Origin of the sequence: Fonticella tunisiensis (assembly GCF_004364155.1) — a bacterium.
In the GTDB taxonomy this organism is placed as follows: Bacteria; Bacillota; Clostridia; order Clostridiales; family Caloramatoraceae; genus Fonticella; species Fonticella tunisiensis.
The window spans coordinates 165,213-189,964 of sequence record NZ_SOAZ01000002.1; the positions used below are offsets into that span (position 1 = coordinate 165,213).

The 24,752-nt window shown below is 37.5% G+C and carries 36 protein-coding genes; all 36 read left to right on the forward strand.

The features are described from left to right. Positions 1-2 precede the first annotated feature (2 nt). Positions 3-902, forward strand: a complete 900-nt coding sequence (locus EDD71_RS01950) for a hypothetical protein (protein ID WP_133627048.1) — start codon at positions 3-5, stop codon at positions 900-902. Positions 903-935: 33 nt separating this feature from the next. Then, on the forward strand, positions 936-1,178 hold the full coding sequence (locus EDD71_RS01955) for a hypothetical protein (protein WP_133627049.1): 243 nt from the start codon (positions 936-938) through the stop codon (positions 1,176-1,178). Continuing rightward, positions 1,171-1,563, forward strand: coding sequence for a single-stranded DNA-binding protein (locus tag EDD71_RS01960; protein ID WP_133627050.1), 393 nt, complete (start codon positions 1,171-1,173; stop codon positions 1,561-1,563). Before EDD71_RS01955 ends, EDD71_RS01960 begins: the two co-directional genes overlap by 8 nt. 58 nt (positions 1,564-1,621) lie before the next feature. After that, complete coding sequence (locus EDD71_RS01965) at positions 1,622-2,218, forward strand: hypothetical protein (RefSeq protein ID WP_133627051.1); 597 nt, start codon at positions 1,622-1,624, stop codon at positions 2,216-2,218. Positions 2,219-2,271: 53 nt separating this feature from the next. Further along, entirely contained in the window at positions 2,272-2,463 is a 192-nt protein-coding gene (locus EDD71_RS01970; RefSeq protein ID WP_133627052.1) for a hypothetical protein, read from the forward strand. Then, positions 2,444-2,710, forward strand: a complete 267-nt coding sequence (locus tag EDD71_RS01975; protein ID WP_133627053.1) for a hypothetical protein — start codon at positions 2,444-2,446, stop codon at positions 2,708-2,710. Before EDD71_RS01970 ends, EDD71_RS01975 begins: the two co-directional genes overlap by 20 nt. After that, on the forward strand, positions 2,691-2,984 hold the full coding sequence (locus EDD71_RS01980) for a pyrophosphohydrolase domain-containing protein (protein ID WP_133627054.1): 294 nt from the start codon (positions 2,691-2,693) through the stop codon (positions 2,982-2,984). Before EDD71_RS01975 ends, EDD71_RS01980 begins: the two co-directional genes overlap by 20 nt. Then, positions 2,974-3,372, forward strand: a complete 399-nt coding sequence (locus EDD71_RS01985) for a RusA family crossover junction endodeoxyribonuclease (RefSeq protein WP_133627055.1) — start codon at positions 2,974-2,976, stop codon at positions 3,370-3,372. The genes EDD71_RS01980 and EDD71_RS01985 overlap by 11 nt, the downstream gene beginning before the upstream one ends. Before the next feature lie 11 nt (positions 3,373-3,383). Next, positions 3,384-3,665 carry a hypothetical protein gene (locus tag EDD71_RS01990; protein WP_133627056.1) on the forward strand — a complete coding sequence of 94 codons (282 nt, stop codon included), beginning with the start codon at positions 3,384-3,386 and terminating at the stop codon, positions 3,663-3,665. Next, the gene (locus EDD71_RS01995; protein WP_133627057.1) at positions 3,643-4,221 is read left to right on the forward strand and encodes a DUF5651 domain-containing protein; all 579 of its coding nucleotides are present in this window, start codon (positions 3,643-3,645) and stop codon (positions 4,219-4,221) included. The genes EDD71_RS01990 and EDD71_RS01995 overlap by 23 nt, the downstream gene beginning before the upstream one ends. Next, positions 4,218-4,616: a hypothetical protein gene (locus EDD71_RS02000; RefSeq protein ID WP_133627058.1), complete on the forward strand. Its 399-nt coding sequence runs from the start codon at positions 4,218-4,220 to the stop codon at positions 4,614-4,616. Before EDD71_RS01995 ends, EDD71_RS02000 begins: the two co-directional genes overlap by 4 nt. 11 nt (positions 4,617-4,627) lie before the next feature. Next, entirely contained in the window at positions 4,628-4,960 is a 333-nt protein-coding gene (locus EDD71_RS02005) for a hypothetical protein (protein WP_166636293.1), read from the forward strand. Between the two features lie 58 nt (positions 4,961-5,018). Further along, positions 5,019-5,390 (forward strand): hypothetical protein, encoded by a 372-nt coding sequence (locus EDD71_RS02010; protein ID WP_133627059.1) that lies wholly within the window; start codon positions 5,019-5,021, stop codon positions 5,388-5,390. Next, positions 5,378-5,800 (forward strand): ArpU family phage packaging/lysis transcriptional regulator, encoded by a 423-nt coding sequence (locus EDD71_RS02015; protein WP_133627060.1) that lies wholly within the window; start codon positions 5,378-5,380, stop codon positions 5,798-5,800. The genes EDD71_RS02010 and EDD71_RS02015 overlap by 13 nt, the downstream gene beginning before the upstream one ends. Before the next feature lie 213 nt (positions 5,801-6,013). Then, complete coding sequence (locus tag EDD71_RS15160; RefSeq protein ID WP_166636294.1) at positions 6,014-6,187, forward strand: hypothetical protein; 174 nt, start codon at positions 6,014-6,016, stop codon at positions 6,185-6,187. 172 nt (positions 6,188-6,359) lie between these two features. After that, positions 6,360-7,133: a phage terminase small subunit gene (terS, locus tag EDD71_RS02020; RefSeq protein ID WP_133627061.1), complete on the forward strand. Its 774-nt coding sequence runs from the start codon at positions 6,360-6,362 to the stop codon at positions 7,131-7,133. Beyond that, positions 7,111-8,391, forward strand: coding sequence for a PBSX family phage terminase large subunit (locus EDD71_RS02025; RefSeq protein WP_133627062.1), 1,281 nt, complete (start codon positions 7,111-7,113; stop codon positions 8,389-8,391). Before terS ends, EDD71_RS02025 begins: the two co-directional genes overlap by 23 nt. Positions 8,392-8,406: 15 nt before the next feature. Further along, positions 8,407-9,846, forward strand: coding sequence for a phage portal protein (locus tag EDD71_RS02030; RefSeq protein ID WP_133627063.1), 1,440 nt, complete (start codon positions 8,407-8,409; stop codon positions 9,844-9,846). Beyond that, the gene (locus EDD71_RS02035; RefSeq protein ID WP_133627064.1) at positions 9,839-11,383 is read left to right on the forward strand and encodes a minor capsid protein; all 1,545 of its coding nucleotides are present in this window, start codon (positions 9,839-9,841) and stop codon (positions 11,381-11,383) included. The genes EDD71_RS02030 and EDD71_RS02035 overlap by 8 nt, the downstream gene beginning before the upstream one ends. Continuing rightward, positions 11,364-11,603: a hypothetical protein gene (locus EDD71_RS02040; RefSeq protein WP_133627065.1), complete on the forward strand. Its 240-nt coding sequence runs from the start codon at positions 11,364-11,366 to the stop codon at positions 11,601-11,603. The genes EDD71_RS02035 and EDD71_RS02040 overlap by 20 nt, the downstream gene beginning before the upstream one ends. Before the next feature lie 61 nt (positions 11,604-11,664). After that, complete coding sequence (locus EDD71_RS02045; RefSeq protein WP_133627066.1) at positions 11,665-11,874, forward strand: hypothetical protein; 210 nt, start codon at positions 11,665-11,667, stop codon at positions 11,872-11,874. 135 nt (positions 11,875-12,009) lie between these two features. Next, on the forward strand, positions 12,010-12,567 hold the full coding sequence (locus EDD71_RS02050) for a phage scaffolding protein (RefSeq protein WP_133627067.1): 558 nt from the start codon (positions 12,010-12,012) through the stop codon (positions 12,565-12,567). 25 nt (positions 12,568-12,592) lie between these two features. Further along, entirely contained in the window at positions 12,593-13,516 is a 924-nt protein-coding gene (locus EDD71_RS02055; protein ID WP_133627068.1) for a hypothetical protein, read from the forward strand. A 13-nt stretch (positions 13,517-13,529) separates the two neighbouring features. Continuing rightward, the gene (locus EDD71_RS15165) at positions 13,530-13,673 is read left to right on the forward strand and encodes a hypothetical protein (protein WP_166636295.1); all 144 of its coding nucleotides are present in this window, start codon (positions 13,530-13,532) and stop codon (positions 13,671-13,673) included. A gap of 30 nt (positions 13,674-13,703) precedes the next feature. Further along, positions 13,704-14,003 (forward strand): phage head-tail connector protein, encoded by a 300-nt coding sequence (locus EDD71_RS02060; RefSeq protein WP_133627069.1) that lies wholly within the window; start codon positions 13,704-13,706, stop codon positions 14,001-14,003. 4 nt (positions 14,004-14,007) lie between these two features. Beyond that, entirely contained in the window at positions 14,008-14,334 is a 327-nt protein-coding gene (locus EDD71_RS02065) for a hypothetical protein (protein ID WP_133627070.1), read from the forward strand. A gap of 2 nt (positions 14,335-14,336) precedes the next feature. Further along, on the forward strand, positions 14,337-14,774 hold the full coding sequence (locus tag EDD71_RS02070) for an HK97-gp10 family putative phage morphogenesis protein (protein WP_133627071.1): 438 nt from the start codon (positions 14,337-14,339) through the stop codon (positions 14,772-14,774). Then, the gene (gene gp17 / locus EDD71_RS02075; protein ID WP_133627072.1) at positions 14,771-15,136 is read left to right on the forward strand and encodes a tail completion protein gp17; all 366 of its coding nucleotides are present in this window, start codon (positions 14,771-14,773) and stop codon (positions 15,134-15,136) included. Before EDD71_RS02070 ends, gp17 begins: the two co-directional genes overlap by 4 nt. A gap of 12 nt (positions 15,137-15,148) precedes the next feature. Beyond that, positions 15,149-15,559 (forward strand): phage tail tube protein, encoded by a 411-nt coding sequence (locus EDD71_RS02080; protein WP_133627073.1) that lies wholly within the window; start codon positions 15,149-15,151, stop codon positions 15,557-15,559. Between the two features lie 52 nt (positions 15,560-15,611). Further along, positions 15,612-15,953: a DUF6096 family protein gene (locus EDD71_RS02085; RefSeq protein WP_133627074.1), complete on the forward strand. Its 342-nt coding sequence runs from the start codon at positions 15,612-15,614 to the stop codon at positions 15,951-15,953. 107 nt (positions 15,954-16,060) lie between these two features. Next, positions 16,061-16,363, forward strand: a complete 303-nt coding sequence (locus EDD71_RS02090) for a hypothetical protein (RefSeq protein WP_133627075.1) — start codon at positions 16,061-16,063, stop codon at positions 16,361-16,363. Then, on the forward strand, positions 16,360-18,768 hold the full coding sequence (locus tag EDD71_RS02095) for a phage tail protein (RefSeq protein ID WP_133627076.1): 2,409 nt from the start codon (positions 16,360-16,362) through the stop codon (positions 18,766-18,768). Before EDD71_RS02090 ends, EDD71_RS02095 begins: the two co-directional genes overlap by 4 nt. A gap of 12 nt (positions 18,769-18,780) precedes the next feature. Beyond that, a complete protein-coding gene (locus tag EDD71_RS02100; RefSeq protein WP_133627077.1) occupies positions 18,781-19,128 on the forward strand; it encodes a DUF6711 family protein in 348 nt (115 codons plus the stop codon). A gap of 14 nt (positions 19,129-19,142) precedes the next feature. Next, positions 19,143-20,921 (forward strand): hypothetical protein, encoded by a 1,779-nt coding sequence (locus EDD71_RS02105; protein ID WP_133627078.1) that lies wholly within the window; start codon positions 19,143-19,145, stop codon positions 20,919-20,921. Between the two features lie 12 nt (positions 20,922-20,933). Continuing rightward, positions 20,934-21,872, forward strand: coding sequence for a TrbL/VirB6 family protein (locus EDD71_RS02110; protein WP_133627079.1), 939 nt, complete (start codon positions 20,934-20,936; stop codon positions 21,870-21,872). Positions 21,873-21,885: 13 nt separating this feature from the next. Next, the gene (locus tag EDD71_RS02115; RefSeq protein WP_133627080.1) at positions 21,886-24,744 is read left to right on the forward strand and encodes a carbohydrate binding domain-containing protein; all 2,859 of its coding nucleotides are present in this window, start codon (positions 21,886-21,888) and stop codon (positions 24,742-24,744) included. The last annotated feature ends 8 nt before the right edge of the window (positions 24,745-24,752 follow it).

A 24,752-nucleotide genomic window follows, 5' to 3' on the forward strand; every position in this document is an offset into this window, starting at 1 on the left:
ATATGCCGCAACAAGGTTGGATATGTCTATATAGAAAAATTAGTGATAGTTGGTTATGGGATGATAGACCATTTAGTAAAGGTCAGGCATGGATTGATTTAATATTACTTGCTAATCACGAAGATAGAAAAATTCTCTTGGGTAATGAGCTCATAACTATTCCCAGAGGCAGTTTTATAACCTCTGAACTTAAACTTATGAAGCGTTGGGGATGGAGTAAAGAGAAGGTTAGAAACTTTTTAAAACTGCTTCAAGATGATGGAATGATTGTAAAAATTAGCGATAAAAAAAAGACCACTATAAACATAGTAAATTACAGTATTTATCAAGATATGCCAGACCATAAACAGACCACAGAAAGACCACAAAAAGACCAAGAGCAGACCACGAGCAGACTGCCAGCCGACACAAACAACAATGATAACAATTACAACAATGATAACAAAGATATAAATAATATGTGTGTCACCCCGGCTGAGAAACCTGAGGAAGGTGGAGCGCAGGAAAATAATCCTGGCAAAGGTGAGTACACAGAGGATTTTGAACGATTTTGGTCCTTGTATCCAAGACGTAAGGAAAAAATAAGAGCTTTTAAAGCATGGAAGGCAAGGCTTAAGGAAAAGGTGAATCCTGAGGAACTAATTAAAGCTGCTAGCAATTATGCTATGTACTGTAAGCTTAATCACACTGAGGAGCGGTACATAAAACACGCAAGTACATTCCTTGGTCCTGATAAGCCCTTTATGGAGTATATCGAGTGGCACCCAGAGCATGAAGTGAGTGTTACTGCTGATGCTTTTAAAGGGCAGAAAAAGAATATCTTCCGGGATTATGGTGGGCAAAGGCAATATGACGTTCAAGAGCTGAAAAAACAATTATTAGGGAGGTCGGGGCATGACTAAAGAAAATAACTACAGGCTAAAGGGAGTGGTTTAGTGGATGACAAATATCTAATCCTCTCCCTTGCAAAGAGGGAGATAGAAAAGAAACTTGAGAGAGCCCAGGCTGATATAAAAAAGAAAAGCGAGAAACTGCGACAACTGGATGTATTCCGAGACAGTAAAGCTAGGCGTAGAAATGCCAGAATAGCCTTGACGTGTGCATGTGAGGAAAGGGACAGATGGGAAAGAAGGCTTGAAATAGTCAATAAATGGATGGAGGAAATAAAGAATGAATAAAGTTTTTTTAATAGGCAGATTAACTCGTGAACCGGAGCTTAGATTTACTCCAGGAACGGGAATTGCGGTAGCTAACTTTACACTGGCAGTTGATAGAAATTATGTAGGGCAAGACGGACAAAAGCAAGCTGATTTTATTCCGGTTATATGCTGGAGAAAGCTTGCTGAAGTTGTTGCAAACAATCTTGGGAAGGGAAGGCTTGTTGCTGTATCGGGTTCTATCCAGACAAGCAGCTATCAAGCACAGGATGGGAGCAAGAGATATAAGGTAGAGGTCGTTGCAGATGAGGTAAAGTTTTTAGATTGGCCGAAGGATAACAAAGATGACGGCGGAGTAGATGGATTCTACCCGGTTGATGGGGACGAGGATATCCCTTTTAGGTAAGGAGTTTATCTATTCTCCGTAATCAAAAATAGATGGCACGCAAGAGGGGATGGTTAAAGTGGGATATATACAAGGGATAAAGTGGACAGAAGAAAAAATAGAGCAAGAAATCAGAAAAGTCATGGCTGCTCTGCATATTTATCGAATGCCAAGTAGGAGTGAGATTAAAAGCGTCTTAAAGGACAACGCTCTTTGTAATAAAATTTCAAGAACTGGTGGATTCAAATATTGGGCTGATAGACTTGGACTGGATATGAAAGAAAGTGACACTAAAACAGGGAAAAGATATGAAGTTGAAGCTGCCAATATGTTAAGAGCCCGAGGATATGAAGTCGAACAGATGTCTATAAAGCATCCGTACGATTTGCTGGTAAATGGAAAGATAAAAATTGATGTTAAAGTTGGTAGACCATATATGCTAAGGGGCGAAAGTAGGGTACATACGTTCAGAACTGAAAAAAGACATGCTACTTGTGATTTATATTTAATATTCGCCCTGGATGAACATGAGGAGATTGAAAGAATATTTATTATCCCTGGGTATGAGTTAAAAGTTGTCACTATGTGCATTGGGCGAGACAGCAAGTATAACAAATTCATAGGAAGATGGGACCTTATAGAGCAGTATGATAGGTTCTACAAGAGCTTAAAGTGACTAAGACGCAATTTGATTAAAAAACGAACAAAGGGGATGGTAAGGTGGATGAATTGAGAAGGAACGTGCTGAGCTTGGCGACAAGCTTGGCACTGCAGGCTAGCGCAGAGCAAGGTGTAGATTATACGAAAGCTATTCCAGGGGCGCTGGAAGAGGCCTGCTTGAGATTAGGCGTAGATAGGAAGAAATTCATAAGAATGTTTGCATGGTCAAGGGGAAAGGAAAATGGAAAGAAAAAACTATAATAATCTTGATTTTAATAAACTAATAGTTTCAATCATCGCACAAGCTGTAAGAGATTATAAAAATCCTAGATGTTTCCATGAAAATAAAAATACAGAACTGAAGAAAAAGCAGATTAAGGAAAGTGCTATAAGTTTCCTTAAAAGTGAGGATTGCAGATATATGTGTGATGTGCTGAATATAGACCACAAGAAAATATTATTTAAGTTGGGACTGGAGGGACAGAACGGTGGACATATTAGTGCTTAAGAAGAATGACACAATAAAAGAAATGCTAAGCAAGCTCGATGAAGAAGTATTAGAGGTAATACATGCTGCAACCGCTGAAAATGAGGAAAGGGTTGCAGAGGAAGTATTTGACACTATTCAGGTTTGTATAGGTATATTGGACAAGCTAGAAAGATTTGGAGCAGACATAAAAGGATCTTTGGAAAGGCATAATAAAAAACTTCTTGAGCGTGGATGGGAGTATGAGAAGGTTATACATATCAACGTTGTGAGGGGTGAAGCATATGAAGGTTAGTTTTACTGTGCCGGGGCGGCCTATGGGTAAGCAAAGACCGAGGGTGATGAAGTCAGGCATCACCTTCACCCCCAAGGAAACTATATCATATGAAAATCTTGTAAAGATGGTATATATGCAGAGTGGTTCAAAGATGTTTGAAGGGCCAATCAAAATGAGAATAATAGCTTATTATGAGATACCTAAATCTACTTCAAAGAAAAAAGCAGAGCTCATGAGAGCACATATCGAGAGGCCAACTAAGAAGCCGGACGTGGATAATATAGTTAAAATCATTTGTGATGCTCTAAATAAAGTTGCATACCATGATGATTCACAAATTGTAAGTTGCGAGATACAGAAATACTATTCAGATAATCCGCGTGTGGAAGTTGAAATTTGGGAATAGGAGGGGTTGATATGAACAGGGCCATGCGCAGGAAAATGGACAAACAGCTTAGGGCAAAACTTACTGATGAGCAGTTTCAGGAGCTTAAAAGCAAGACAATATCCGAAATGATTGACATTGAAGTAAAAAGACGACTTGATGATACATGGAGTAAGATGAGTAGCGTGCTTATTGAAATTATGCGCAAAAACAGAATTAGTCAGGAGAGGATACACAAGATAGTATCTGAGTTCTCTGAGGAAATATATAAAAGATATGGGAGGGACAATGATGAAGGATTATCTCAATGCTGAAGAAAGAAATCAATTAATGGTATTAATGACAGTAATCCAAATGTTTGACGGTAATAGAGGTATAAATGGCCCTACAATGCAGAACATAGTAGATTCATGGTCAAGTAGAGGTAATCTAACTAAGGATGAGCAAAGGAGCCTTAAGATGGCTCAAACTTATCTCAATAAGTTTTGTAAGAGCGTCTACAATAGGATGCATGCTAACGAAAAGGAAACAATAGCGAAAAGACTTGCTAAGTTTGATTTCAGGTTAGTAGATGATTATACGTTGCAGAAGATATATAGAGATATCAAAGATAGGATGAAAAACGCTATTGTGCCCAGGGAACAATTTGAGAACTGGTGCAGGGACATCATGGAGGTTCACTGCAAGGGATGTACAAAGCATCATGCTGAGTGTGAATTGCATACTTACTTTGAAGATAACTTTGTTCCTGAGAGCTCCTGGGGCCTTGAAAATTGCAGATATGCTTACAAGGAAGTTGATGTGAAGAAGGATGAGAAGAAAATCAAAGAGTTTCAAGAGTTCAAGGCTAAGAAGGCAAAGGCGGTATGAAGTACTACTATTATGGCTCAGCCAATTATATCGAGCTTGAAGATGATGAAAAAATCATAGAGAAACCTGTGGAACTGGGAGACAAGCTCCTGGTTCCCGGGGACTTCGTGAAGAAGATAGGTGAAAAAGAGCGTAGTAGTTTTGAAATGCAAGAAGGATATTTTTTAAAATATATGGGATATGTAGAAAGCGAATACGGCAAGGATCTGCTTTTCGGAACAAATGTTATATCAGCAGATACACGACGATTTTACTATTCCTTTGCATACATAGACAAAAATACTCTACTTGTACAAGGTAATCAAACAGGTTTCTGGGATATAAGAGTTGAAAAGCTTGAAGTATTCAAGGATGTTGAGATGAAATATATTCATAGACAGTTAAGCTTCATTTAGGCGGTGATAACATGGCGCTGGACATGATAGACATAGGACAGGCTATATACGAAACAAGCAAAAGAATAGAAAAAGGTGTAAATGAGTTATACAAGTACGCAAAGGCATATGCAGAAGCTGAAAAAGATTACAGGTTAGCCCTAGCAAGAGAAATAATATCTCTTAGAGACGCAGGGCTACCTGCAACCTTAATAAATGATGTGGCCCGAGGGAACATAAGTGATTTGAAATATAAAAGGGATTTAGCAGAGGTAAGCTACAAAACAGCAAGAGATATGCTTGAAGCACTTGAAGCAGAACTGAGCGGACTGCAAAGCATATACAAAAATCAAAAAGAAATATAACAAATAAGCATTTTATTATAAAGATCAGCATTTAAATTAAAATTGTGAAGGTGTTTACATGAAAAATACACTTGAAGGACAAATAACTTTTGATGATTTAATAAAAACATCTAAAATTGATGAAGCTTCAAAGGATTTATCTAGGCAAGCAATAAATGAACTCAATGAAATTGGAATCAGCGGGATAGTTGATTATGTCGACTTTAGAAACGTACAAGCTTATGTAATTTTTAAAAACAAATTTCAATGTTTACCTGAAACACTCAATTTATCATATAAGTCTTGGTGTTTTTGGTATGGAGGCGGAATTTACATTTATGGACGAAAATTTAATCTTATAAATACAGAATACTGTGGACTTGTAGGAACAGTTAGATCAAGGATAGAAGAAATAGACAAAAACAGGAGGGCTAAAGTATGGATTACATAAGAGAAACAGAAAAGTGGCTTTATAACTACAAAACTATTAAAGCAAGTATAGAAAACCTTCAAAGGTTATATGCTGAGAAAGAGAAAGAAGTAAAAGAGGGAAGACCAATTAGGTACGATAAGGACAAGCTAAGCCCTACATATGCATTCAATAGCGAGGCTGAAAATATAGCAATAGACTTGGCAACTATAAAAAGCAGAATAGAAAGAATGAAAGCAAAAGTTGAAATAATAGAAACTGCTATAGAAGGCTTAAATGAGATTGAGAAAAAAATAATCCTGATGAAATATATAGAAGGTCATCATTGGTGGCGTATAGCTTATGAGGTGAGATACAATGAACGATGGTGCAGACAATTAAAAAATATTGCTTTAAAGAAATTATCAGTTGCAATATTTGGAGAAGAATAAACACAGCCGTTTTACAGCCGATTTTTTGGTAAAAAGCATGATAAAATAGTAATATGAAAATCTATAGCCGAGCAGGTGCGGCATACCAAAGAATACATCTGCAGAAACCTCCATGGCGGTCCCGTGGGGGTTTTCTTATTGAAATAAACTTATTAACAATATATTGTGTATAATGTGGATAATAAACACAAAATATAGAAAGGAGGGAGAGGTGTGAAACTTGGACAAGTACTCCGGGAGAAACAGCCTAATGAGTATCGTAAATTGAATAAGCGTAAGAAGAAGGAGAGGAAAGCCAAGGAGCACCTCTCCTTTTATGATATTTTGGAACTTATGAAGCATGATAGTTATGAAAGGCATAGAGGAGCTTTAAGGCAAAGGTATTAAATTTTTTATTTTATGTTTTTGAGATGTTACTGGAACAGGATACAATATTAAACACATAAAATAAAAAAGCATTCCGAAAGAAGAGTAAATGATAGTTAAAAGAGCTCCTAACCGGGCTCTTTTTTCATGCAAAAAACAAACTCGAATAAGCGATTAGCGTTGAGGTGGTGATATGGCCAGACAGAGAAGTCCAGATAGCTTAAAAGCTGAACAGATGTATCTCGAAAGCGGTGGAAAGCTTGAATTAATTGATATTGCAAAAGAATTAGGTGTATCTGATGGCACGGTTAGATCATGGAAAAATCGATATAAATGGGATGAATTATTAAATGCAACGTTGCAAAAGGATAAACGCAACGTTGCGAATAAAAAACGTAAAAGAGGAGGCCAGCCTGGCAATAAAAATGCCATCGGTAATTCTGGAGGAGCAGCTCCGCCAGGTAACCTTAATGCAATTAAACACGGAGCCTATCAATCCTTATATGCTGATATGCTATCACCAGAGGAAAAAGCCATATATGAGCAGACTACAGCTGAGGTAAACATAGATGAAGAAATAAAACTGTTAAGGCTTAAAATAGTAAGGCTACTCAACAGAGATAAGACATTTTTTTATGATGTCTTTGGCAACAAAATAGAGAAAGAATTGACAGAGGAAGAAAGAGAAGCTGGAGTTTTGGCATGTATGGACCAGTTAAGAAGGCTTATAGAAACGAAAGCTACTATAGCTGATGATACAGAAAGACTTGCCTTTGATAAGTACAAATTTGAAGTTGAGATGCAGCTCAAGAAGGAAAAAATTGATATTGATAAGCAGAAGCTTGAAATAGCCAAAATTAAGGCCGGCAGCGTAGAACAGGAAGAGGTTGAGGATGATGGATTTATTGATGCACTGAAGGGTGAAGTAGAGGAAGTGTGGGCAGATGGCGATAGTGAAGAGAATTAAAAAAACTGTATTCAAGTTTAGCCCATTCTCAGTAAAGCAAAAGAAAGTTCTCACCTGGTGGCTGCCTAACTCTCCTGTGAAGGATAAGGATGGAATAATAGCTGATGGATCAATAAGAAGTGGGAAAACCCTTTCAATGTCATTGTCCTTTGTCATGTGGGCTATGGAGAGTTTTGATAATCAAAACTTTGGTATGTGTGGTAAGACTATAGGTTCCTTTAGGCGCAACGTTCTATTCTGGCTCAAGCTAATGCTCAAGGCAAGAAAATATAAAGTAGAGGACCTGAGGGCTGATAATCTTCTTGTAGTTAGCAGAAATGGCAAGACAAACTACTTTTATATTTTCGGTGGGAAGGATGAGCGTTCCCAGGACTTAATCCAAGGTATTACTCTTGCTGGAGTTTTCTTTGATGAAGTTGCCCTAATGCCTGAAAGTTTTGTTAACCAGGCAACCGGTAGATGTTCCGTTGAAGGCTCAAAATATTGGTTTAACTGCAACCCGGATGGGCCGTATCACTGGTTTAAGCTTAACTGGATTGATAAGCGTAAGGAAAAGAATCTTATATATCTCCATTTCACTATGGATGATAATCTTTCCTTAAGTGAATCCATCAAAGCAAGGTACAGGAAAATGTATTCCGGTGTGTTCTATAAGCGGTACATTTTAGGTTTATGGGTAATGGCCGAGGGTATTATCTATGACATGTTTAATGAGGACATACACAAGGTTCCTACAGTTGACAGGCCTTACACTGAATATTATGTGTCCTGTGACTATGGTACTCAAAACCCTACTACCTTTGGATTGTGGGGAAAGTATCAGGGGAAATGGTATAAGGTGAAGGAATACTACTATTCGGGAAGAGATCAGGCAAAGCAAAAAACTGATGAGGAGTTCTACCGGGACCTTGAGAAGTTTGTTGGAGACTTAAAAATAAAAGCTGTTATAGTTGACCCGAGTGCTGCATCCTTCATAGCAACTATAAAGAAACATGGTAAATTTGCAGTTAAGAAAGCAAAAAATGATGTGCTTGATGGAATAAGGAACGTTTCAACGGCGCTAAATCAAGGAATGATACTCTTTAATGATTGTTGCACAAATACATTTAAAGAGTATTTTTCTTATGTTTGGGATTCAAAGGCAGCTCAGCGCGGTGAAGATAAGCCTGTAAAAGAAAATGACCATACATGTGATAGCGATAGATACTTTGTAAATACAATTCTGTTCAAAGGCAATTCAGTATCAGTTTTAAAATAAAGGCAGGTGAGGAAGATGTTTGGATTGGTTTTCAATAATAGCATAAATATGATGACAGATGAGGAAATACTGGCCAATGAGATAAAAATATTTAACAGCTCTGAGGAAAGGCAGTGGATGCTCATAGGAGATAAGTACTATGATGCCGACAATGATATCAACGAAAGAGTCATTCTTAAGCCTCTGCCGGATGGAGGGTATGAAGAAGATAGGTCCAAGGCAAACAACAAATTAGCCCATGGATTTATGAAGAATCTTGTTGATGAGAAAATAGCTTATCTACTTACCAAGGATTATACCCTTCAGTGTGAAGATAAGACAGTTATAGAGAAGGTTAAAAAGGTCCTTGGAAAGGACTTTGGATATATTCTTGCAGGACTTGGTTATGAGGCAAGTAATAAGGGTAAGGCTTGGCTGCAGCCCTATATAGATGAAAAGGGACAATTTAAGATGATGATAATACCGGCTGAACAGTGCTGCCCGATATGGAAAGATAACAGCCATACAGAGCTTGATGGAATGCTTAGGTATTATGTTATAGAAACTTATGAGGGCAGGCAAAAGAAAGATGTAACTAAGGTTGAGTACTGGACAGCTGAAGGTGTAACTTATTATATCCTTCAGGATGATAAGCTCATCCTGGACAGTGAGAAATACTTTGAAGTTGAAGAATATGGGCATTTTACTAAAGGGGATGAACTTAAAAGCTGGGGTAAGGTACCTTTCATATGCTTTAAAAACAACCGAAGAGAGCGCCCTGACATAAGGTTTGTAAAGTCCCTAATAGATAACTATGATAAATCTAGAAGTGACGTGGCAAATTTTCTTGAGGAGGTAAAAAATCTTATTTACGTGCTTAAGAATTATGGTGGACAAGATCTGGCCGAGTTTATGAGAGACCTTAATTACTACAGGGCAATAAAGGTTGATGATGATGGCGGAGTTGATACATTAAACCCTGAACTTGATATCACAGCAGCCAAGGAGCATTATGAGCAGCTTAAGAGGGATATCATAGAGTTTGGACAGGGAACTAATAAGGACCTTGATAAATTTGGTTCTAGTCCTTCAGGTATTGCCCTTAAATTTCTTTACAGTGGCCTTGATTTAAAGTGTAACCATCTAGAAACTGAGTTTAAAAGAGGCTTTAAGGAGCTTATGTACTTTGTGAATGTTTTCCTGGCTGAAACTGGACAAGGTTCCTTTGATGTTGATGTGGAGATAATTTTTAATAGAGATGTAACCATCAACGAGACAGAAGCAATCAATAACTGTGTGGCTTCCCAGGGAGTAATATCTGATGAAACTATAGTTGCTAACCATCCATGGGTAAAGGATGTTGAGGAAGAAATGAAGAAGGTTACTGCAGAGAAAAAACAAAAGCTAAAGGAGCAGCAGGAGGCCTTTGGAATGAATATAGAGAATAACCCTGCCGGTGGCGGTATAAATGAGTAAAGGCTATTGGGCTAAAAGGGCTCTCCGGAGAATGGATGAATATCACAGAGATGCGGACAGGGTAATAGGAAAGGTACTTGAAGCTTACCAAGGTTCTATAGCTGATATAAACGAGGAAATGATGAAGATACTTAACACTTATTCAAAGAATAGTAAACTATCACCTGAGGAAGCTAAGCAGTATCTCACTAACATTGAGAGCAAAGAGTACCTAAACAGGCTTAAGGAAAGGATAAAGACAATTACTGACGAGGACTTAAAAACTGAACTACTCAGAAGGATAAATGCTCCAGCATATCGGGCAAGGCTCACAAGGCTTCAGGCATTGAAGGAAAAGCTCAACATAGAAGTAAAAAGACTTGCGGATGTTCAAATAAGGGAAATGGAGCAAGGATTATTTAATACAGCTCATAGAGCCTATTACAGTACAATATTTGATATTCAAAGACGTACTGGTATAGGCTTTAGTTTTGCTGAAATACCTGCAAAGCAGATAGAGGAAATATTAAAGAATCCCTGGAGTGGAAAGCATTTCAGTAAAAGAATATGGGGCAACACTGATAAGCTAGCAGTGGAGCTTGAGCATATACTCACTAAGGGTTTTATGTCAGGGGCAAGCATTCAAAAAATGTCTAAGGAAATAGCTGACACAATGCAAGTTGGTGAATTTGCTGCTACAAGGCTTATAAGGACAGAGACAACATACGTAGCTAATATGGCAGAACTTGCAGCATACAAAGAGGCTGGGGTTGAAAAGCTTATGTTCTTAGCCACGTTGGATTCAAGGACCTCGGAGATATGCAGGAGCAATGATGGGAATATAATACCGGTAGATAAGGCGATTCCAGGTGAGAATATACCTCCTCTTCATCCTAATTGTAGAAGTACTACAATAGAAGTCTTTGAAGATGATGATTTAAGTAAACTTAAAAGAAGGGCAAGAGACCCTGTAACCGGGGAGAGCAAGACTGTACCTGCAAACATAACTTATAAAGAGTGGTATGAGGAGAATGTGGCCAATAACCCTAAAGCTCAGGCAGAGGAAAAGAAATTTAAGAATAGGGCATCGGATAAAAAGCAGTATAGTATGTATAGAGAAGTTTTAGGAGAAGATTTACCTGTAAAAGATTTTGCAGAGTTCCAGGATTTGAAGTATAATGATAATGAGGAATGGGAAAAGTTAAAGAGTGATTATAGATATAAAAACATGCTAAACAAAAGAAAAATAGTAAATGAGGATAAAAATAATCGTTCATTGCCATTAGAAAGCGAGCCTAACTCTATAACTGATTTAATTTATGACGGGAAGGTAAAACAACGTAGAATTTATGATGATAATGGAAAAGCTGTAAAAGATATAGACACCACTGATCATAATAAGCCTAAATATCATCCTATGGGAGCGCATAAACATGAGTATAACTACAATGATAAAAATCCTCGTGGTAAACCAGAATATTTTACAGAGGACGAGTTAAGGCAAAATAAAGATATTATTAAAGAAGGAGAGAATTATAATGGCAATAAATCTAAATGATTTTAAAAAAGCTATAGAGTTTGGTAGTGATATAGAGTTTAGATACAAAAATAAAGATTATACAATATTGCCGTGGACTGATGAAGGAATTGTAATTGGGCCTCAAAATACAGATGATGATACTATTTATAAAACAGCGGATGAATTAATTAATAATCATAAAATTGATGGGAAATATATCAAAGATATCATAAATGATATAGAAGTTTTATTAATGTAAAGGCACTTACTAAGTGAAAATAGTAGGTGCTTTTATTATGCCTGAAAGTGAGGTAAGAATAATGAGTGATAATTGGAAGCATAGAAGTGAGAGCATGAGATGTAAAACTTGTATATGGTTCTGCCCGAAAGAGAGTCTGGACGGGGTTACACATTTGGGGAGGTGTAGAAGACATGCTCCTACAATGAATGGATACCCTGTAGTATTTGTAAATGATTGGTGCGGTGACCATAAGCTAAATGAAAATAACTTTATAGAACCAAATGAATGAAAGTAAGTCTTAGCAATAAGGCTTTTTTATTTTCGCCTTTTTACAGTAGTTAATTGCAGGCGTAAAAGAACAAAGGCTACAAACTATCTCGTGGACACAACCACGGTAAAAAGTGAAGATAGGAGGTTTTGAAATATGGAGTGGTTAATTAAATTGCTTGAAAAGCATGGTGCCTCTGCTGAACTTATTGCAGCAATAAAAGAGGACACCAAGAATCAAAACTATATTCCCAAGGAGAGATTTGACGAGGTTAATAACTCCCTTAAGGAGCTCAAGGGGCAGTTAGCAGAACGAGACAAACAGCTCAAGGAACTTGGGGAGAAGGTAAAGGACAACGAGGAACTGACAAAACAGATTCAGGCCCTTCAGGAAGCTAATAAAAAGGCTGCTGCAGATTATGAGGCTAAGATTAGAAACATTACCCTGGACAATGCCATAAAGCAGAAGCTTACAGAGGGGAAGGCAAAATACACTGACCTTCTCATGAGTAAGTTTGACAGGGAAAAGCTTAAGATCAAGGATGATGGCAGCATAGAGGGGCTTGAAGAGCAATTTAACGCTATCAAGGAGAGTTACAAGGACCTATTTGAACAACCTATCAGTGGTAAAACACCAATCAATTCAGGTGGTTCACCACAGGGAGAGGAGCTTATAAGAACTCAAATAGCAAACGCTATAAACGGCAAATTTTAATTAAAGGAAAAGGAGATGTTAAATTATGCCTAACGTATTAGAGTATGCAAAGATATTTCAACAGGAACTAGACAAGCAGGTTGTTGCAGAGGCAACCTCAGGATGGATGGAAACTAATGCAGGTTTGGTTAAGTATAACGGAGGAAACGAAGTCAAGATTCCTAAGATGGTTATGGATGGACTTGGTAATTATGACAGGACCAATGGTTTCGTTGAAGGTTCTGTAACACTTGAATATGAAACCAGGACTCTTACTCAGGACAGAGGTAGGACATTCCAGCTTGATAGGATGGATGTTGATGAGACAAATTTCGTAGCAACCGCTGCAGCTGTAATGGGTGAATTCCAGAGAACAAAAGTTATACCTGAAATAGATGCATACAGATATTCTTCTATAGCATCTCAGGCAATAGCTAAGGGAAGGGCAGTTGGAGGATATACTGCTTCTGAGTCTGATATCATCAAGAAGCTTAAGTATGACATTGCAGAAATATATGATGTGGCTGGGGAAATACCTCTGGTAATCATACTGAGTGGAGCTATAGCTCAAATCCTAGATACATCTACCGAACTAACTAAGCAGCTTGGAGTTGTTGAGTTTACCAAGGGAACAATCAACACCAAGGTAAAAGCTATTGATGAAGTACCTATCCTAAAGGTTCCATCAGCAAGAATGAAGACAGCTTATGTGTTCAATGATGGTAAAACTACCGGACAAACAGCTGGAGGATTCGTTCCTGCAGCCGGTGCAAAGAATATCAACTGGATCATCTGTCCAAGAACAGCGCCTATAGCAGTATCAAAGACCGATAAGATTAGAATATTTGAACCTGATACCAACCAAAAGGCTGACGCTTGGAAAATCGACTACAGAAAGTACCATGACCTTTGGATACTTGATAACCAGTTTGACAACATCAAGGTTAACATCAAAGAAGCTCTTGCATAGGAGGGGATTCTGATTGTTTACGTTGCAAAGACTTAATGTAGTTAGAATAGTGGCTACTGAAGAAGAAAAGAAAAGGTTAATCGCGGAGGGTTTCAAAGAAGTAGCTTTGCAGGAGGAAGCAGAAGAAACTAAAAATAACAAAAAGGGTGGCAAATAGTCACCCTTTTCTATTTAAGGGGTGATTAATTTGACACAAATTGAAAGGTTAAAGTGCAAGCTTGGTATTGCGATTGATGATAATTCCCAAGACAACCTGTTGAATATTTATCTGGAGGATGCAGCGGATTTCATAACCTCTATTACAAATACTGATGAGGTTCCAGCTAAGCTGCTATCTACACAAGAGGATTTAGCTGTAATGGCTTACAATAAACAGGGCATAGAAGGGCAGACATCCCACTCAGAAGGCGGTATAAGCAGGAGTTTTAGTGATATACCTGAAAGTATGATGAAGAAGATAAGGTCCTTTAGAAAGCTTCCGAGGTGACAGTATGAGGCTTAGAAAAAGGGATTTAAGAACAGTGTATGTAAGGCCTAGGGTGTCGGTTAAGGATATTGAAGGAGATATCGCTAACGATTATGGTCAAGCTTATAGGGTGGATGCCTCTATACAACCTTTGAGCGGTCAGGTGGCTGCTGCTGAATATGGAGAAACTCTTAAATATATGCTTTCAATGAGGGTGGAGAGTATAGGAACCATTAAAGAGAAAGATGGCGTGTGTGTTTACGTTGCCCCTACTGAAAAGCCTGACTATGAGGTTGTAAGTATTAAGCCCTGGACTATTCCTGTATTGGAGCTTAAGAAACGAGGTGTTTAATTATGGCCAGGACAAGTATAGAAGGACTTGACGGGCTTCTTTTAAAACTTGAAAGTCTTGGAGGAAATACAGAAAAGGCTCTTGAGAAAGGCATAGATAAGGCTGTAAGGAGAGTTAAAAGAGATGCGAAGCTATTAGCTCCTGTTGATACTGGAAGGCTTAGAAATAGCATACAACATAAAACAACAAATGATTCAGGGAAAATAGAGGGGATTGTATCCACTAATGTTAAGTATGCTCCGTATGTTGAGTTTGGTACAGGTCAGCGCGGAGAAAATGCACAAATAGATAGACCTGAGGGAATATCATACAGGCAGGATTGGACAGGGCAAGATCCGCAGCCTTTTCTTTTTCCAGCACTGGTGCAAAATCAAAGCAATATCAAGAAGGATATCATAAGCGAAGTGAAAAAGGCTATAAAGGAGGTTTGTGAGAAGTGATTAACATAAAACCTCTGATTTTAAGTGCATTAGAAACAATATCCGGCATTGCTCAGATATGTAAAGATTTCCCCAAAGACTTTGCAAAGATGCCTACAATAACCTATAAGATAGAAGATAATAGCACTCACACCAGGGTAGACGGGAAAGAAGTGCTTTCAAACATTCGATTTCAGATTGATGTGTGGGCTGAAAGAGCAAGTGAAGGTTCGGCAATCTGTAGTAAGGTTGATGAAATTTTCTCTGGAATGGGTTTTGAAAGGAACTTTTATCAAGATATCGAGGATGGAGAACTAAATCACTCCATCATGAAATATCATGGCATTGTTGACAGTGAAATGAAATACGTATATCAAGAATAAGGAGGGAAAAAGATGTTAGCAAATGGAATAAAGCTTGGATATAAAGTTGGGGCTGAAACTACTTATACAAATTTAACTGGACTTCAGGAAGTCCCTGAATTCGGTATGGAACCTGAAAAGGTTGATGTAACTACACTTGATGATACTGTAAAGCAATATGAGTTTGGTATAGGTGATTACGGAGATCTAGAATTTACATTTAAATATGAAAATTCATCAGCTAACAGTCCTTATAGGATATTAAGGGAACTAGCTGATAATAAAACAGTAGCTGACTTTGAAATGACATTGCCAGATGGTACTAAGTTTAACTGGAAAGCCATGGTCAATGTTAAATTAAGCGGTGGAGGTGTAAATGCACCAATAACTTTTAAATTAACAATGGCTTTACAGAGCGAAATAACTGTAACAGATCCAGCATAATAGAGAGGGATATTCCTCTCTTTTTTATTTTTAATTAAGGAGGAATTAAAGTATGAAATATCATGTTATAAACATGGCAGGTAGAGAATTGAAATGCAGGTTAAACACACAAAATACTATAGCTGTTGAGAAAAAGCTTGGTGGAAAGAACATACTTAAGATTCTTATGGATGATCAGATTCCAAGTCTTGATATGGTTTTAAATATACTTCATGCTTCACTACAGGCGTTGGAGCATGGATATACTCTTGAAAAGGTTTATGAATTGTATGATGAGTACGTTGATGAGGGGAAGACCTATATTGACCTGGTTCCGGAACTTATCAATGTGCTTGAGGTAAGCGGTTTTTTCAAAAGACCTCCACAGGAGGAACAGAAGGATCAGGAGAACTAGAGGTAAATGAGAGTCAAAGAAAGCAATATAACAGTTTAACAGAAGCTATAGAAGATGTTTACCCAATAGCATTAGAGTGTGGTATATCTGCATTAGATTTTTGGATAATGACCTATGGAGAGGTACTGGATACTATAAGTGCCTATGTCAAAAAGGAGAAACAAAGGCAAAAGGAAGTAGCATCAAACATTTATACCCTAGCCTCTTTGATAAAGCTAGGAATAGGAAGCTTACTTGGCAAGGATGTACAGTATCCTTCTATAAATGAATTGTATCCTGGAATGTTTGATGAGGAAATAAAAAAGGCTCAGGAACAACAGGCAGAGAAAGAGCTTATCATCTGGAAGCAAAGGATGATTGAATATGCAGAATGGCACAATAACAATAGAAAGTGGGGTGAGAAGAAGTGACACTGGAAGAGTTGAAAGTAGTTATATCTGCTGAGACAGAACCCTTAAAACAACAGCTTAGCAAAATAAAGGATCAGATGAGCGGGCTTGAGAAAAGTACCAACCAAATAACATCAGGGATTAAAGGGGCTTTTAAAAAACTTTTAGCTGGAGTTATAGCCTTAAAAATAGGTCAGAAGATTGGACAAGCCATTACAAGCGGTGTAAGAGAGTCCTTAAAAGTTGAAGCAGCGATTCAGCAGATAAAAAGGATCATGGGGGAAAGCAGCAACCAGTTCTTAAAATGGGCTGAAACGCAGGCATTAGCATTTAATATGTCACAGGGGCAGGCTATAAGATATGGAGCAGTGTTTGGAAACTTAGTAAGTGGTTTTGCAAAGAATTCTCAGGAAGCTATGACCTATACGACTGACTTACTCAAAGCATCTTCCATAATTGCATCAAGCACAGGTAGATCTATGGAAGACGTTATGGAGCGTATCCGTTCCGGATTGCTTGGAAATACAGAGGCAATTGAGGACCTTGGCGTAAATGTAAATGTGGCCATGATAGAAAGCACAGAGGCCTTCAGAAAGTTTGCTAACGGCAAGTCATGGCAGCAATTAGATTTCCAAACACAGCAACAAATAAGGCTTATGGCAATTCTTGAGCAGACTACAAAGAAATATGGGGATACTGTTGCTCAAAATACAAGTTCACAGCTTCAGCAACTTGTTGCAATACTAGATAATGTAAGACTAAAACTTGGGCAGGCATTTACTCCGATACTTCAGATAATCCTTCCTGCTCTTACAGCTCTAGCTCAGAAACTTTATTATGTTACGGACATCATAGCTCAATTTTCTCAGGCCTTGTTTGGTAAGACAAATAACCAGGGTGGAGTGACACAAAAGCAGATACAAAACACAAATAATCAAGCTAAAGCAATGACCAAGCTTGGAAATGCTACCGAGAAGGCTGGTAAACAGGCAAAGGGGGCACTGGCTGGATTTGATGAAATAAATAGCCTTAGTAAAGGTTCATCCAGTGCGGGAGATGAAGGTACTGCTGGCCCAGTAGGAGGTGTAGCGAGTGCAGTTCCTGGCTTTGATACAGGGGGCTTTGCAAGTGCAACTACAGAGGTATCTGAAAAAGTAAAAAATATGGCTGATTCTATTAAAAAGGCTTTCAAGGATATTAGCAACACACTTAAGAAAAATAAAAATCAAATAGTATCTTCACTTTCTGGAATTGGAGCAGGTATAGGTACTTATCTGATAGGTACACATTGGGACGATATCATGAAGATAGTTCCTAAGGCTATGGAGGTAGCTAAAAAGGCATTAACATCAATCAATGGTCCTATTTTAGTTGCGTCAGTATTTGTAGCGTTATTCACTAAGGCTGTAATCGAACTATGGCAAGAAAATGAGGAATTTAGAGATAACATTATAAAGGCTTGGAACGGGATTAAAGATACTCTAAACAACATATGGAATATTGTTTTAAAGCCTATCTTTGACGCATTTGTTGATATGCTACTTGATATATACAACGAAGGTATAAAACCACTATGGGACAAGTGGAAAGAGTTTGTTAATCAGATTGTATTGTTAATGACAGATTTATGGAATAATGGCATGAAGCCTGTGGTTGATTGGATAGTAAAAACATTTGGACCTAATATTGTTGATACTTTTAAATGGTTATTTAACGAAATAAAAAGAGTTGTATTATTGATAATTGATATAGTATCAAATATTTTAGGCACATTTTCAGGTGTAATAAGTGGTGTTAGGCAAATATTTAATGGACTAATAGACTTCGTGGCTGGAGTATTTACAGGGAATTGGTCCCGAGCTTGGAATGGTATAAAAGAGATATTTAGTGGTGTATTCAACATCCTGAAAAGTATAGCAAGTGGCGTATTTAATTCTATAGGCGACATTATATTCTGGGTAGTAGACAGAATAAAATCTAATATTAGTGGAATTAAAAATACTTTTAGTGGTGTATTCAACAGCTTATATTCAATAATAAAAGCTCCGTTAAATAATGTGATTAGTGCTATTAATAATTCCCTTGGCAAAATTCGTATTGATATTCCTTGGTGGGTTCCAGGAATAGGCGGAAGGACATTTTCGGTTCCTAAGATTCCTTACCTTGCACAAGGTGGTTATGTAGGAGCTAACAATCCTATGTTAGCAGTAATAGGCGATAATAGGACAGAGGGTGAAATCGTTGCTCCTGAATCTAAAATATATGAACAAACGTATAGAGCTATAAAAGATGCGCTTGGTAGTAATAGCGGAGATAAAACGTTGGTTCTAAATTTAAATGTTGGTAATTCTACTATAGCAAGAATCGTAATTGATTCTCTAAGGGAATATGCAAGGCAGCATGGAGAAATACCTATACCAATATAAGGGAGTGGTAATATGCTGAAAGTGAACGGGGTGGTAATTGCCACTCCTAAAACTTTTAAGGTAACAATCAGTGATTTAGACGGAGAAAGTAACAGAAATGCAAAGGGAGAGCTTATAAGAGATAGGATTGCAGTAAAAAGAAAACTTGAATGTGAATGGCCTCCTCTTACTATGGCTGAAATATCTGCAATACTACAGGCTGTCAAGGATATATATTTTCAAGTAGAATACCCTGACCCAATGGAGGGTACCATGGTAACTAAAACCTTTTACGTAGGGGATAGGACTTCCCCAATGTATAGAAATAATAATGGGAATATACTTTGGGAAGGCTTAAGTATGAATTTTATTGAGAAATAGGGAGGAGGCATACAATGTACAACACGAGTTTAGACTTTAAAAACTATATAAAAATGCCATCACGTACCCTATCATCAAGATTAGTTGTAGGGTACAATACCTATACAGATACAGATATAGTAGATATGTCTTTAGAGAGTAACTTAGTCCCTGGGGAAGAATTTACCCTAGGGACTACTATTTGCAATAAGTTTGAAGCTACGATAATGACTAGTAATAATATATTGGCACTTAATGTAGTTGAGCCATATATAGGCTTAGATATCGGGGGCACAGTAGAGGAAGTCCCTCTAGGTGTGTTTATCGTAGATGATGTTAAGACTGTAAAAGGGACTAAACAGATAGTAGCCTATGACAACATGATTAAATTTGAAAAAGCTTATTTCAGCGATTTGGTTTATCCCGCAACTATACAAGCAGTTGCAACGGAGATATGTCAAAAAGCTGGAGTAAGCTTTAATTCTACTCTCCCAAACTATACTATAGATAAAATTGAAGGTAAAACCCTACGTGAAGCTATAGGAATAATAGCTGGTATATGTGGAGGATTTGCAAGGATAAATCGAACTGGAGCGCTTGAAATATTTGGGTTAACATCAACAGATATAAACATTACATCAGAAAACTTCTTTGGAAGTATAGAAAAGGCAGATAAGGATTTTACAATTAAAAAGATAACTGCCATACGGGAGGGCAACTCCACAATAAGCTCTGGAAGTGGTTTAGCCAGCGAAGAAGTTACTTTTAGTAACAATTTCATTACTCAGGCTCAATTAGATACTATCCTAACTACCTACAATAATTACAGCTATAGACCATTGAAATTAAACTGGCAGGGCAACCCTGCTCTTGACGTAGGCGATAAAATAACCATAACTGATATAGACAATACAGTATATACAATTCCAGTAATGCGATTAAAACTAACATATTCAGGAGGGCTAAAGAGTGAAATATCCTCCGTTGCAAAGAGTGATAGTAAAAGTGAATACAACTATAAGGGCTCTATAACTAAAAAAGTTGAAAACATAGTTACAGAGCAGGCTAATATTAAAGTACTTTTAGCAAAAAAAGCTACTATTGAAGATTTAAACGCAGTAAATGCTAGAATAGATAATCTAACAGTTAGTACTGCTATGATTGAAGATGCATCAATAACAAGCGCAAAGATACAAGATGGGGCAATTACTACCGCTAAAATAGGTGATGCTCAAATAACAGGAGCAAAAATAGCCAGTGCCACTATTGATACTGCGAATATAAAAGATGCAGCAATAACGAATGCAAAAATAGCAACAGCAGCAATAGAAACCGCAAATATAAAAGACGGTGCTATCACAAACGCTAAAATCGCAAACGGCGCAATTGACAATGCCAAAATAACCAATGCAGCGGTTGATACCGCTAATATAAAAGATGCAGCTATAACTACTGCAAAAATTGCCGTAGGTGCTATTGATACAGCACTAATCAAAGATGGTGCAATAGGCACAGCGCAGATTGCAGATGGTAGTATAACGGATGCTAAAATTGTTGGGCTTACAGCAAGCAAAATCACGGCAGGAACTATTGATGCTTCTGAAATAGAGGTTATCAATCTAAAGGCCGCAAATATAACTGTAGGCACAATAAATGGACATCAAATATCTGATGGAGCTATAACTGTGGAAAAAATAGCACAGGGAGCAGTGACAGGAGATAAAATTGCAGCTGGAGCTATAACAGCTGATAAAATTCCTGTAGGAACTATAACCGAGGAACAGGTTAATTGGAAAACACATTTATTATTCTAAGGGAGGGGTAATATGAGAAAGAAAAGAGAGCAAAGTATTGATTTTAAGCAGTTCATTAGTGATGTAATTGATGAGGCTTTAGATAAAAAATTTAAAGCGATTTTGGATGACATAACTTATAGAATTGGCGTACTATATGACGTCGCTAATGGTACAAGGGTAACCTCAACCGATTTAAATGTGGCGTTTCATGTTTTAGACGGTTTTTTGTTTGAAGATAATAAACCTACTCCAGGTTATGTACAATGGACAGACTGTAATATCGTTTACAAAGGAACAAAAGTAACTATTCAAAACGGTAATACAAATAAGAAATATATATGGTGGGATTATGATGCTAACCCAAATAACGTATTCCAGTGTTCTGATACTAAACCTACTCTAACAGATGACGACGTTTTAGTATGTGTAAATGAAGGTGGAATACATTATTTAACAATAGGTCAAGGGAAAATGAGGCATGGTGCAACTTTAGTAGATAGTTCGGTAGATTCAAATATAATTAAGGATAATGCAATAACTGCAACAAAAATATTAGATGGTGCTATAGGTGCCACAAAAATAGCATCGGGTGCTGTAGGAACAGCCCAGCTAGCAGCAAATGCAGTTGATAGCACAAAACTTGCTAATAGCGCGGTTACATCTGCGAAGTTAGCATCAGGTGCAGTCACCTCAGCTGCTATTGCTTCTGGAGCAGTAACTTCAAGCGCATTAGCATCAGGAGCAGTAACCTCTACTGCGTTGGCTTCCGGAGCAGTTAATACTACTCATTTAGCAAATAATGCTGTAGATGGTACAAAAATAGCATCGGGTGCTGTAGGAACAGCCCAATTAGCAAACAATGCGGTAGATAGTACAAAGTTAGCAGATGGTTCAGTAGTAAGTTCTAAAATTGGTGCAGGAGCAGTTGCAACAGATAAATTAAATTTAGCGCAACATCTACTATTCTAAAGGATGTGGTTTCGTGATACCTTCACTTTTTCTTAATATTAATCATCATTTAATAGATGGCTACCTTGTGCAGGATAATACCCCTGCACAAGGTTTTATTTCATGGTCAGATTTGCATATAACTTACAAAGGAATTACCTATAATATCCAAGATGGTTACACTAACTACAAATATGCCTGGTGGGATTACGATTATCCAAACAACTTAGTTGTTGGGGATACATTGCCTACATTAACAGATGATGATGTGCTGCTGTTTTTCAATAAAAATGGTATTCACATGACGATACCAAAAGCCACTGTTATTGATGGTGGTTTAATTGTATCAGAAAGCATTATGACTAATGCTATAGCTGCTAATGCTATCACCTCTGAAAAAATAGCTGCGGGTGCGGTTACTGCAAGCGAAATAGCCGCAAATGCTATACAGTCTATGCACATAGCGGCAGGTGCTATTACAGCTGATAAGATTGCGGCTAACGCTATCGGAGCGAGCGCTATAGCTGCTGGGGTAATTACTGGTGATAAATTAGTAGCAGATACAATAACCGCTAGAGAAATAGCCCCAAGAACGATTACAGCTAATGAAATAGCAACAAATACAATAACAGCGGCTAGTGGAGTAATAGCTGATGCGGCTATTACTACTGCAAAAATTGCTGATGGTGCTATAACAAATACTAAGATAGCTAATGCCTCAATAGATAACGCAAAAATAGCAAACGTAGATGCTTCAAAAATAACAACGGGAACGCTTGATGCAAATAGAATAGGTGCAGGAAGTATAACTGCTGATAAAATTTTAGTTGGAAACTTTACAAATTTAGTTGAAAATGGTGGATTTGAATTGGATAGTGCCGGTTGGTCATTACCCACAGGTGCAAGTATAGATACTACATCTCCACATACCGGAAATAAATGTTTGAAGATTACTGGTGGCGGTACAATAAGAGATGCTTTAAACAATACTAATTTAATAGAAGTTAAAGAAGGGGAAACTTATTATTTAGAAGGTTGGTATAAGTGTGATACTGGAACAAATGGAACTGGATATGTTTTGGGATTGTTTGTGTATGATAAAAATAAGTCAATAATTTCATATCAAGGTTTAGGTAGTACCACTACTATTACAACAACATGGACAAAGAAAACTGCGACATATACAATTCCAACTGGAGCTTGCTATATTAGACCTTGGTTATCTGTTCGTTCTGATTGCACTACAGGTGCATGGTATTTTGATGACTTTGTAGTTAGAAGAACGGTTGAAGGTTCTCTAGTTATTAATGGAACTTTGGATGCAAGTAAGGTGAATGTAATCAATCTTAATGCATCAAATATAACAACTGGCACTTTATCGGCGGACAGAATACAAGGTGGTACATTAGCGTTAGGTGGTGCATCAAACGCCAATGGTATTTTAAAAATCAAGGATAGTTCAGGCAATGACGTTGTTGTAGGGGATAATACCGGGATAGAGGTAAGTCATAGTGACGTAGGTACTAAAACAAGACAATCTGCCGATGGGTTTAAAATCATACGACTTTCCGATGATGAAACTATTGGCGACTTTTCACTTGATACTAATAATGATAGCAAGCTAAATATTGGGTCAATCAATGCAAAAAAGATTTATAGCCCAAATATTATAACCATTCTACCATCAACTGTAACTTACTATGTAAATGGTGACACTGGTAATGATAATAACCCAGGCACATCTTCGCAACCTTTTAAATCAATATATAAAGCATTAAGTAAAATAGATAAATTTATACCATATGGTACAACTGCTTATATCTATGTATCTGGAACATGTAACAGTGAGCCAAACGGTCTTGTTGTTATAGATGGATATATGGGTGGAGGCTCTCTCCAGATTATTGGAGACAGAAACGGGACACTTAACGGTGCAATGAAGTTATATAACAATACATGCTTTATATCTCTTGATGGCGGACGAACTTCCTATAATTCTGGTAGGGGCTTTTATGTAAGAACACAATCAAATAGTGGTTATAATACTCCCATTGATGTTCTTAGGTGTTCAGATGTGTATATAAGAGGAATATCAATGTATGGACAAGGATTGCCTACATGGTGTGCAGGAGTATATTTTGGTGGTGCTAAAGGTTATATAGAACTTTGTGATATAAGTAATACGTATGTAGCGGTTTCTGTGGATTATGAGAGTCAAGTTTTATATTACGATTGTATAGGTAGTAATAACGGTTACTCTATTCTGGTCAACCATGGTAGTTATTGTGGTATAAACAGTAATGGTGGTAATGTTTCCATTGCTCAATATTCAAATTCAGATGTATGGGTTGGAAACGGTTCAACACTTGTCAAAAATGCAACATTTACTCAATATGCTAGCCAGATTAACCCACCTGCTACACAAACTTATACAAAAACTTATACTGCAACTGCTACAAAGTCCTGGAGAGATTCTGGATATGGCTGGCGAAGTGATAACAATTATATCTATCAAGGAAACTATGGATACGGTACACACAGAGGGTTCGCATACTTTGACTGGCAGACTATTAGGAATGACCTTGCAGGAGCAACTATAAATTCTGTATCAATCTATCTACAAAGGCGAAATTCAGGTGGAAGTTCGGCGGCACAAAACATCCATATATATACGCATAATTACGGTTCTTATACTGAAGGATATGCCCTAGGAACAGATTTGGGTATAGTTGGAAGTTTGGCATGGGGTGAAGGCAAATGGTTCAATGTATCTACTACTCTAGGTACTATGCTACGAGATGGGACAGCAAAAGGATTTATGATATATAACGGAACAGACCCATACGTCATTTGTGAAACAAATGCGCAAATGTCAATAACTTATACAAAATAAATTTAACG

Bases quoted from the DNA above. Each gene is read 5' to 3' on its own strand.
- EDD71_RS01950 (WP_133627048.1), top strand. From the start codon at position 3: ATGCCGCAACAAGGTTGGATATGTCTATATAGAAAAATTAGTGATAGT.
- EDD71_RS01960 (WP_133627050.1), top strand. From the start codon at position 1,171: ATGAATAAAGTTTTTTTAATAGGCAGATTAACTCGTGAACCGGAGCTT.
- EDD71_RS01975 (WP_133627053.1), top strand. From the start codon at position 2,444: ATGGAAAGAAAAAACTATAATAATCTTGATTTTAATAAACTAATAGTT.
- EDD71_RS01985 (WP_133627055.1), top strand. From the start codon at position 2,974: ATGAAGGTTAGTTTTACTGTGCCGGGGCGGCCTATGGGTAAGCAAAGA.
- EDD71_RS01990 (WP_133627056.1), top strand. From the start codon at position 3,384: ATGAACAGGGCCATGCGCAGGAAAATGGACAAACAGCTTAGGGCAAAA.
- EDD71_RS01995 (WP_133627057.1), top strand. From the start codon at position 3,643: ATGAAGGATTATCTCAATGCTGAAGAAAGAAATCAATTAATGGTATTA.
- EDD71_RS02000 (WP_133627058.1), top strand. From the start codon at position 4,218: ATGAAGTACTACTATTATGGCTCAGCCAATTATATCGAGCTTGAAGAT.
- EDD71_RS02005 (WP_166636293.1), top strand. From the start codon at position 4,628: ATGGCGCTGGACATGATAGACATAGGACAGGCTATATACGAAACAAGC.
- EDD71_RS02010 (WP_133627059.1), top strand. From the start codon at position 5,019: ATGAAAAATACACTTGAAGGACAAATAACTTTTGATGATTTAATAAAA.
- EDD71_RS02015 (WP_133627060.1), top strand. From the start codon at position 5,378: ATGGATTACATAAGAGAAACAGAAAAGTGGCTTTATAACTACAAAACT.
- terS (WP_133627061.1), top strand. From the start codon at position 6,360: ATGGCCAGACAGAGAAGTCCAGATAGCTTAAAAGCTGAACAGATGTAT.
- EDD71_RS02025 (WP_133627062.1), top strand. From the start codon at position 7,111: ATGGCGATAGTGAAGAGAATTAAAAAAACTGTATTCAAGTTTAGCCCA.
- EDD71_RS02030 (WP_133627063.1), top strand. From the start codon at position 8,407: ATGTTTGGATTGGTTTTCAATAATAGCATAAATATGATGACAGATGAG.
- EDD71_RS02035 (WP_133627064.1), top strand. From the start codon at position 9,839: ATGAGTAAAGGCTATTGGGCTAAAAGGGCTCTCCGGAGAATGGATGAA.
- EDD71_RS02040 (WP_133627065.1), top strand. From the start codon at position 11,364: ATGGCAATAAATCTAAATGATTTTAAAAAAGCTATAGAGTTTGGTAGT.
- EDD71_RS02045 (WP_133627066.1), top strand. From the start codon at position 11,665: ATGAGTGATAATTGGAAGCATAGAAGTGAGAGCATGAGATGTAAAACT.
- EDD71_RS02050 (WP_133627067.1), top strand. From the start codon at position 12,010: ATGGAGTGGTTAATTAAATTGCTTGAAAAGCATGGTGCCTCTGCTGAA.
- EDD71_RS02055 (WP_133627068.1), top strand. From the start codon at position 12,593: ATGCCTAACGTATTAGAGTATGCAAAGATATTTCAACAGGAACTAGAC.
- EDD71_RS02065 (WP_133627070.1), top strand. From the start codon at position 14,008: ATGAGGCTTAGAAAAAGGGATTTAAGAACAGTGTATGTAAGGCCTAGG.
- EDD71_RS02070 (WP_133627071.1), top strand. From the start codon at position 14,337: ATGGCCAGGACAAGTATAGAAGGACTTGACGGGCTTCTTTTAAAACTT.
- EDD71_RS02080 (WP_133627073.1), top strand. From the start codon at position 15,149: ATGTTAGCAAATGGAATAAAGCTTGGATATAAAGTTGGGGCTGAAACT.
- EDD71_RS02085 (WP_133627074.1), top strand. From the start codon at position 15,612: ATGAAATATCATGTTATAAACATGGCAGGTAGAGAATTGAAATGCAGG.
- EDD71_RS02090 (WP_133627075.1), top strand. From the start codon at position 16,061: ATGACCTATGGAGAGGTACTGGATACTATAAGTGCCTATGTCAAAAAG.
- EDD71_RS02100 (WP_133627077.1), top strand. From the start codon at position 18,781: ATGCTGAAAGTGAACGGGGTGGTAATTGCCACTCCTAAAACTTTTAAG.
- EDD71_RS02105 (WP_133627078.1), top strand. From the start codon at position 19,143: ATGTACAACACGAGTTTAGACTTTAAAAACTATATAAAAATGCCATCA.
- EDD71_RS02110 (WP_133627079.1), top strand. From the start codon at position 20,934: ATGAGAAAGAAAAGAGAGCAAAGTATTGATTTTAAGCAGTTCATTAGT.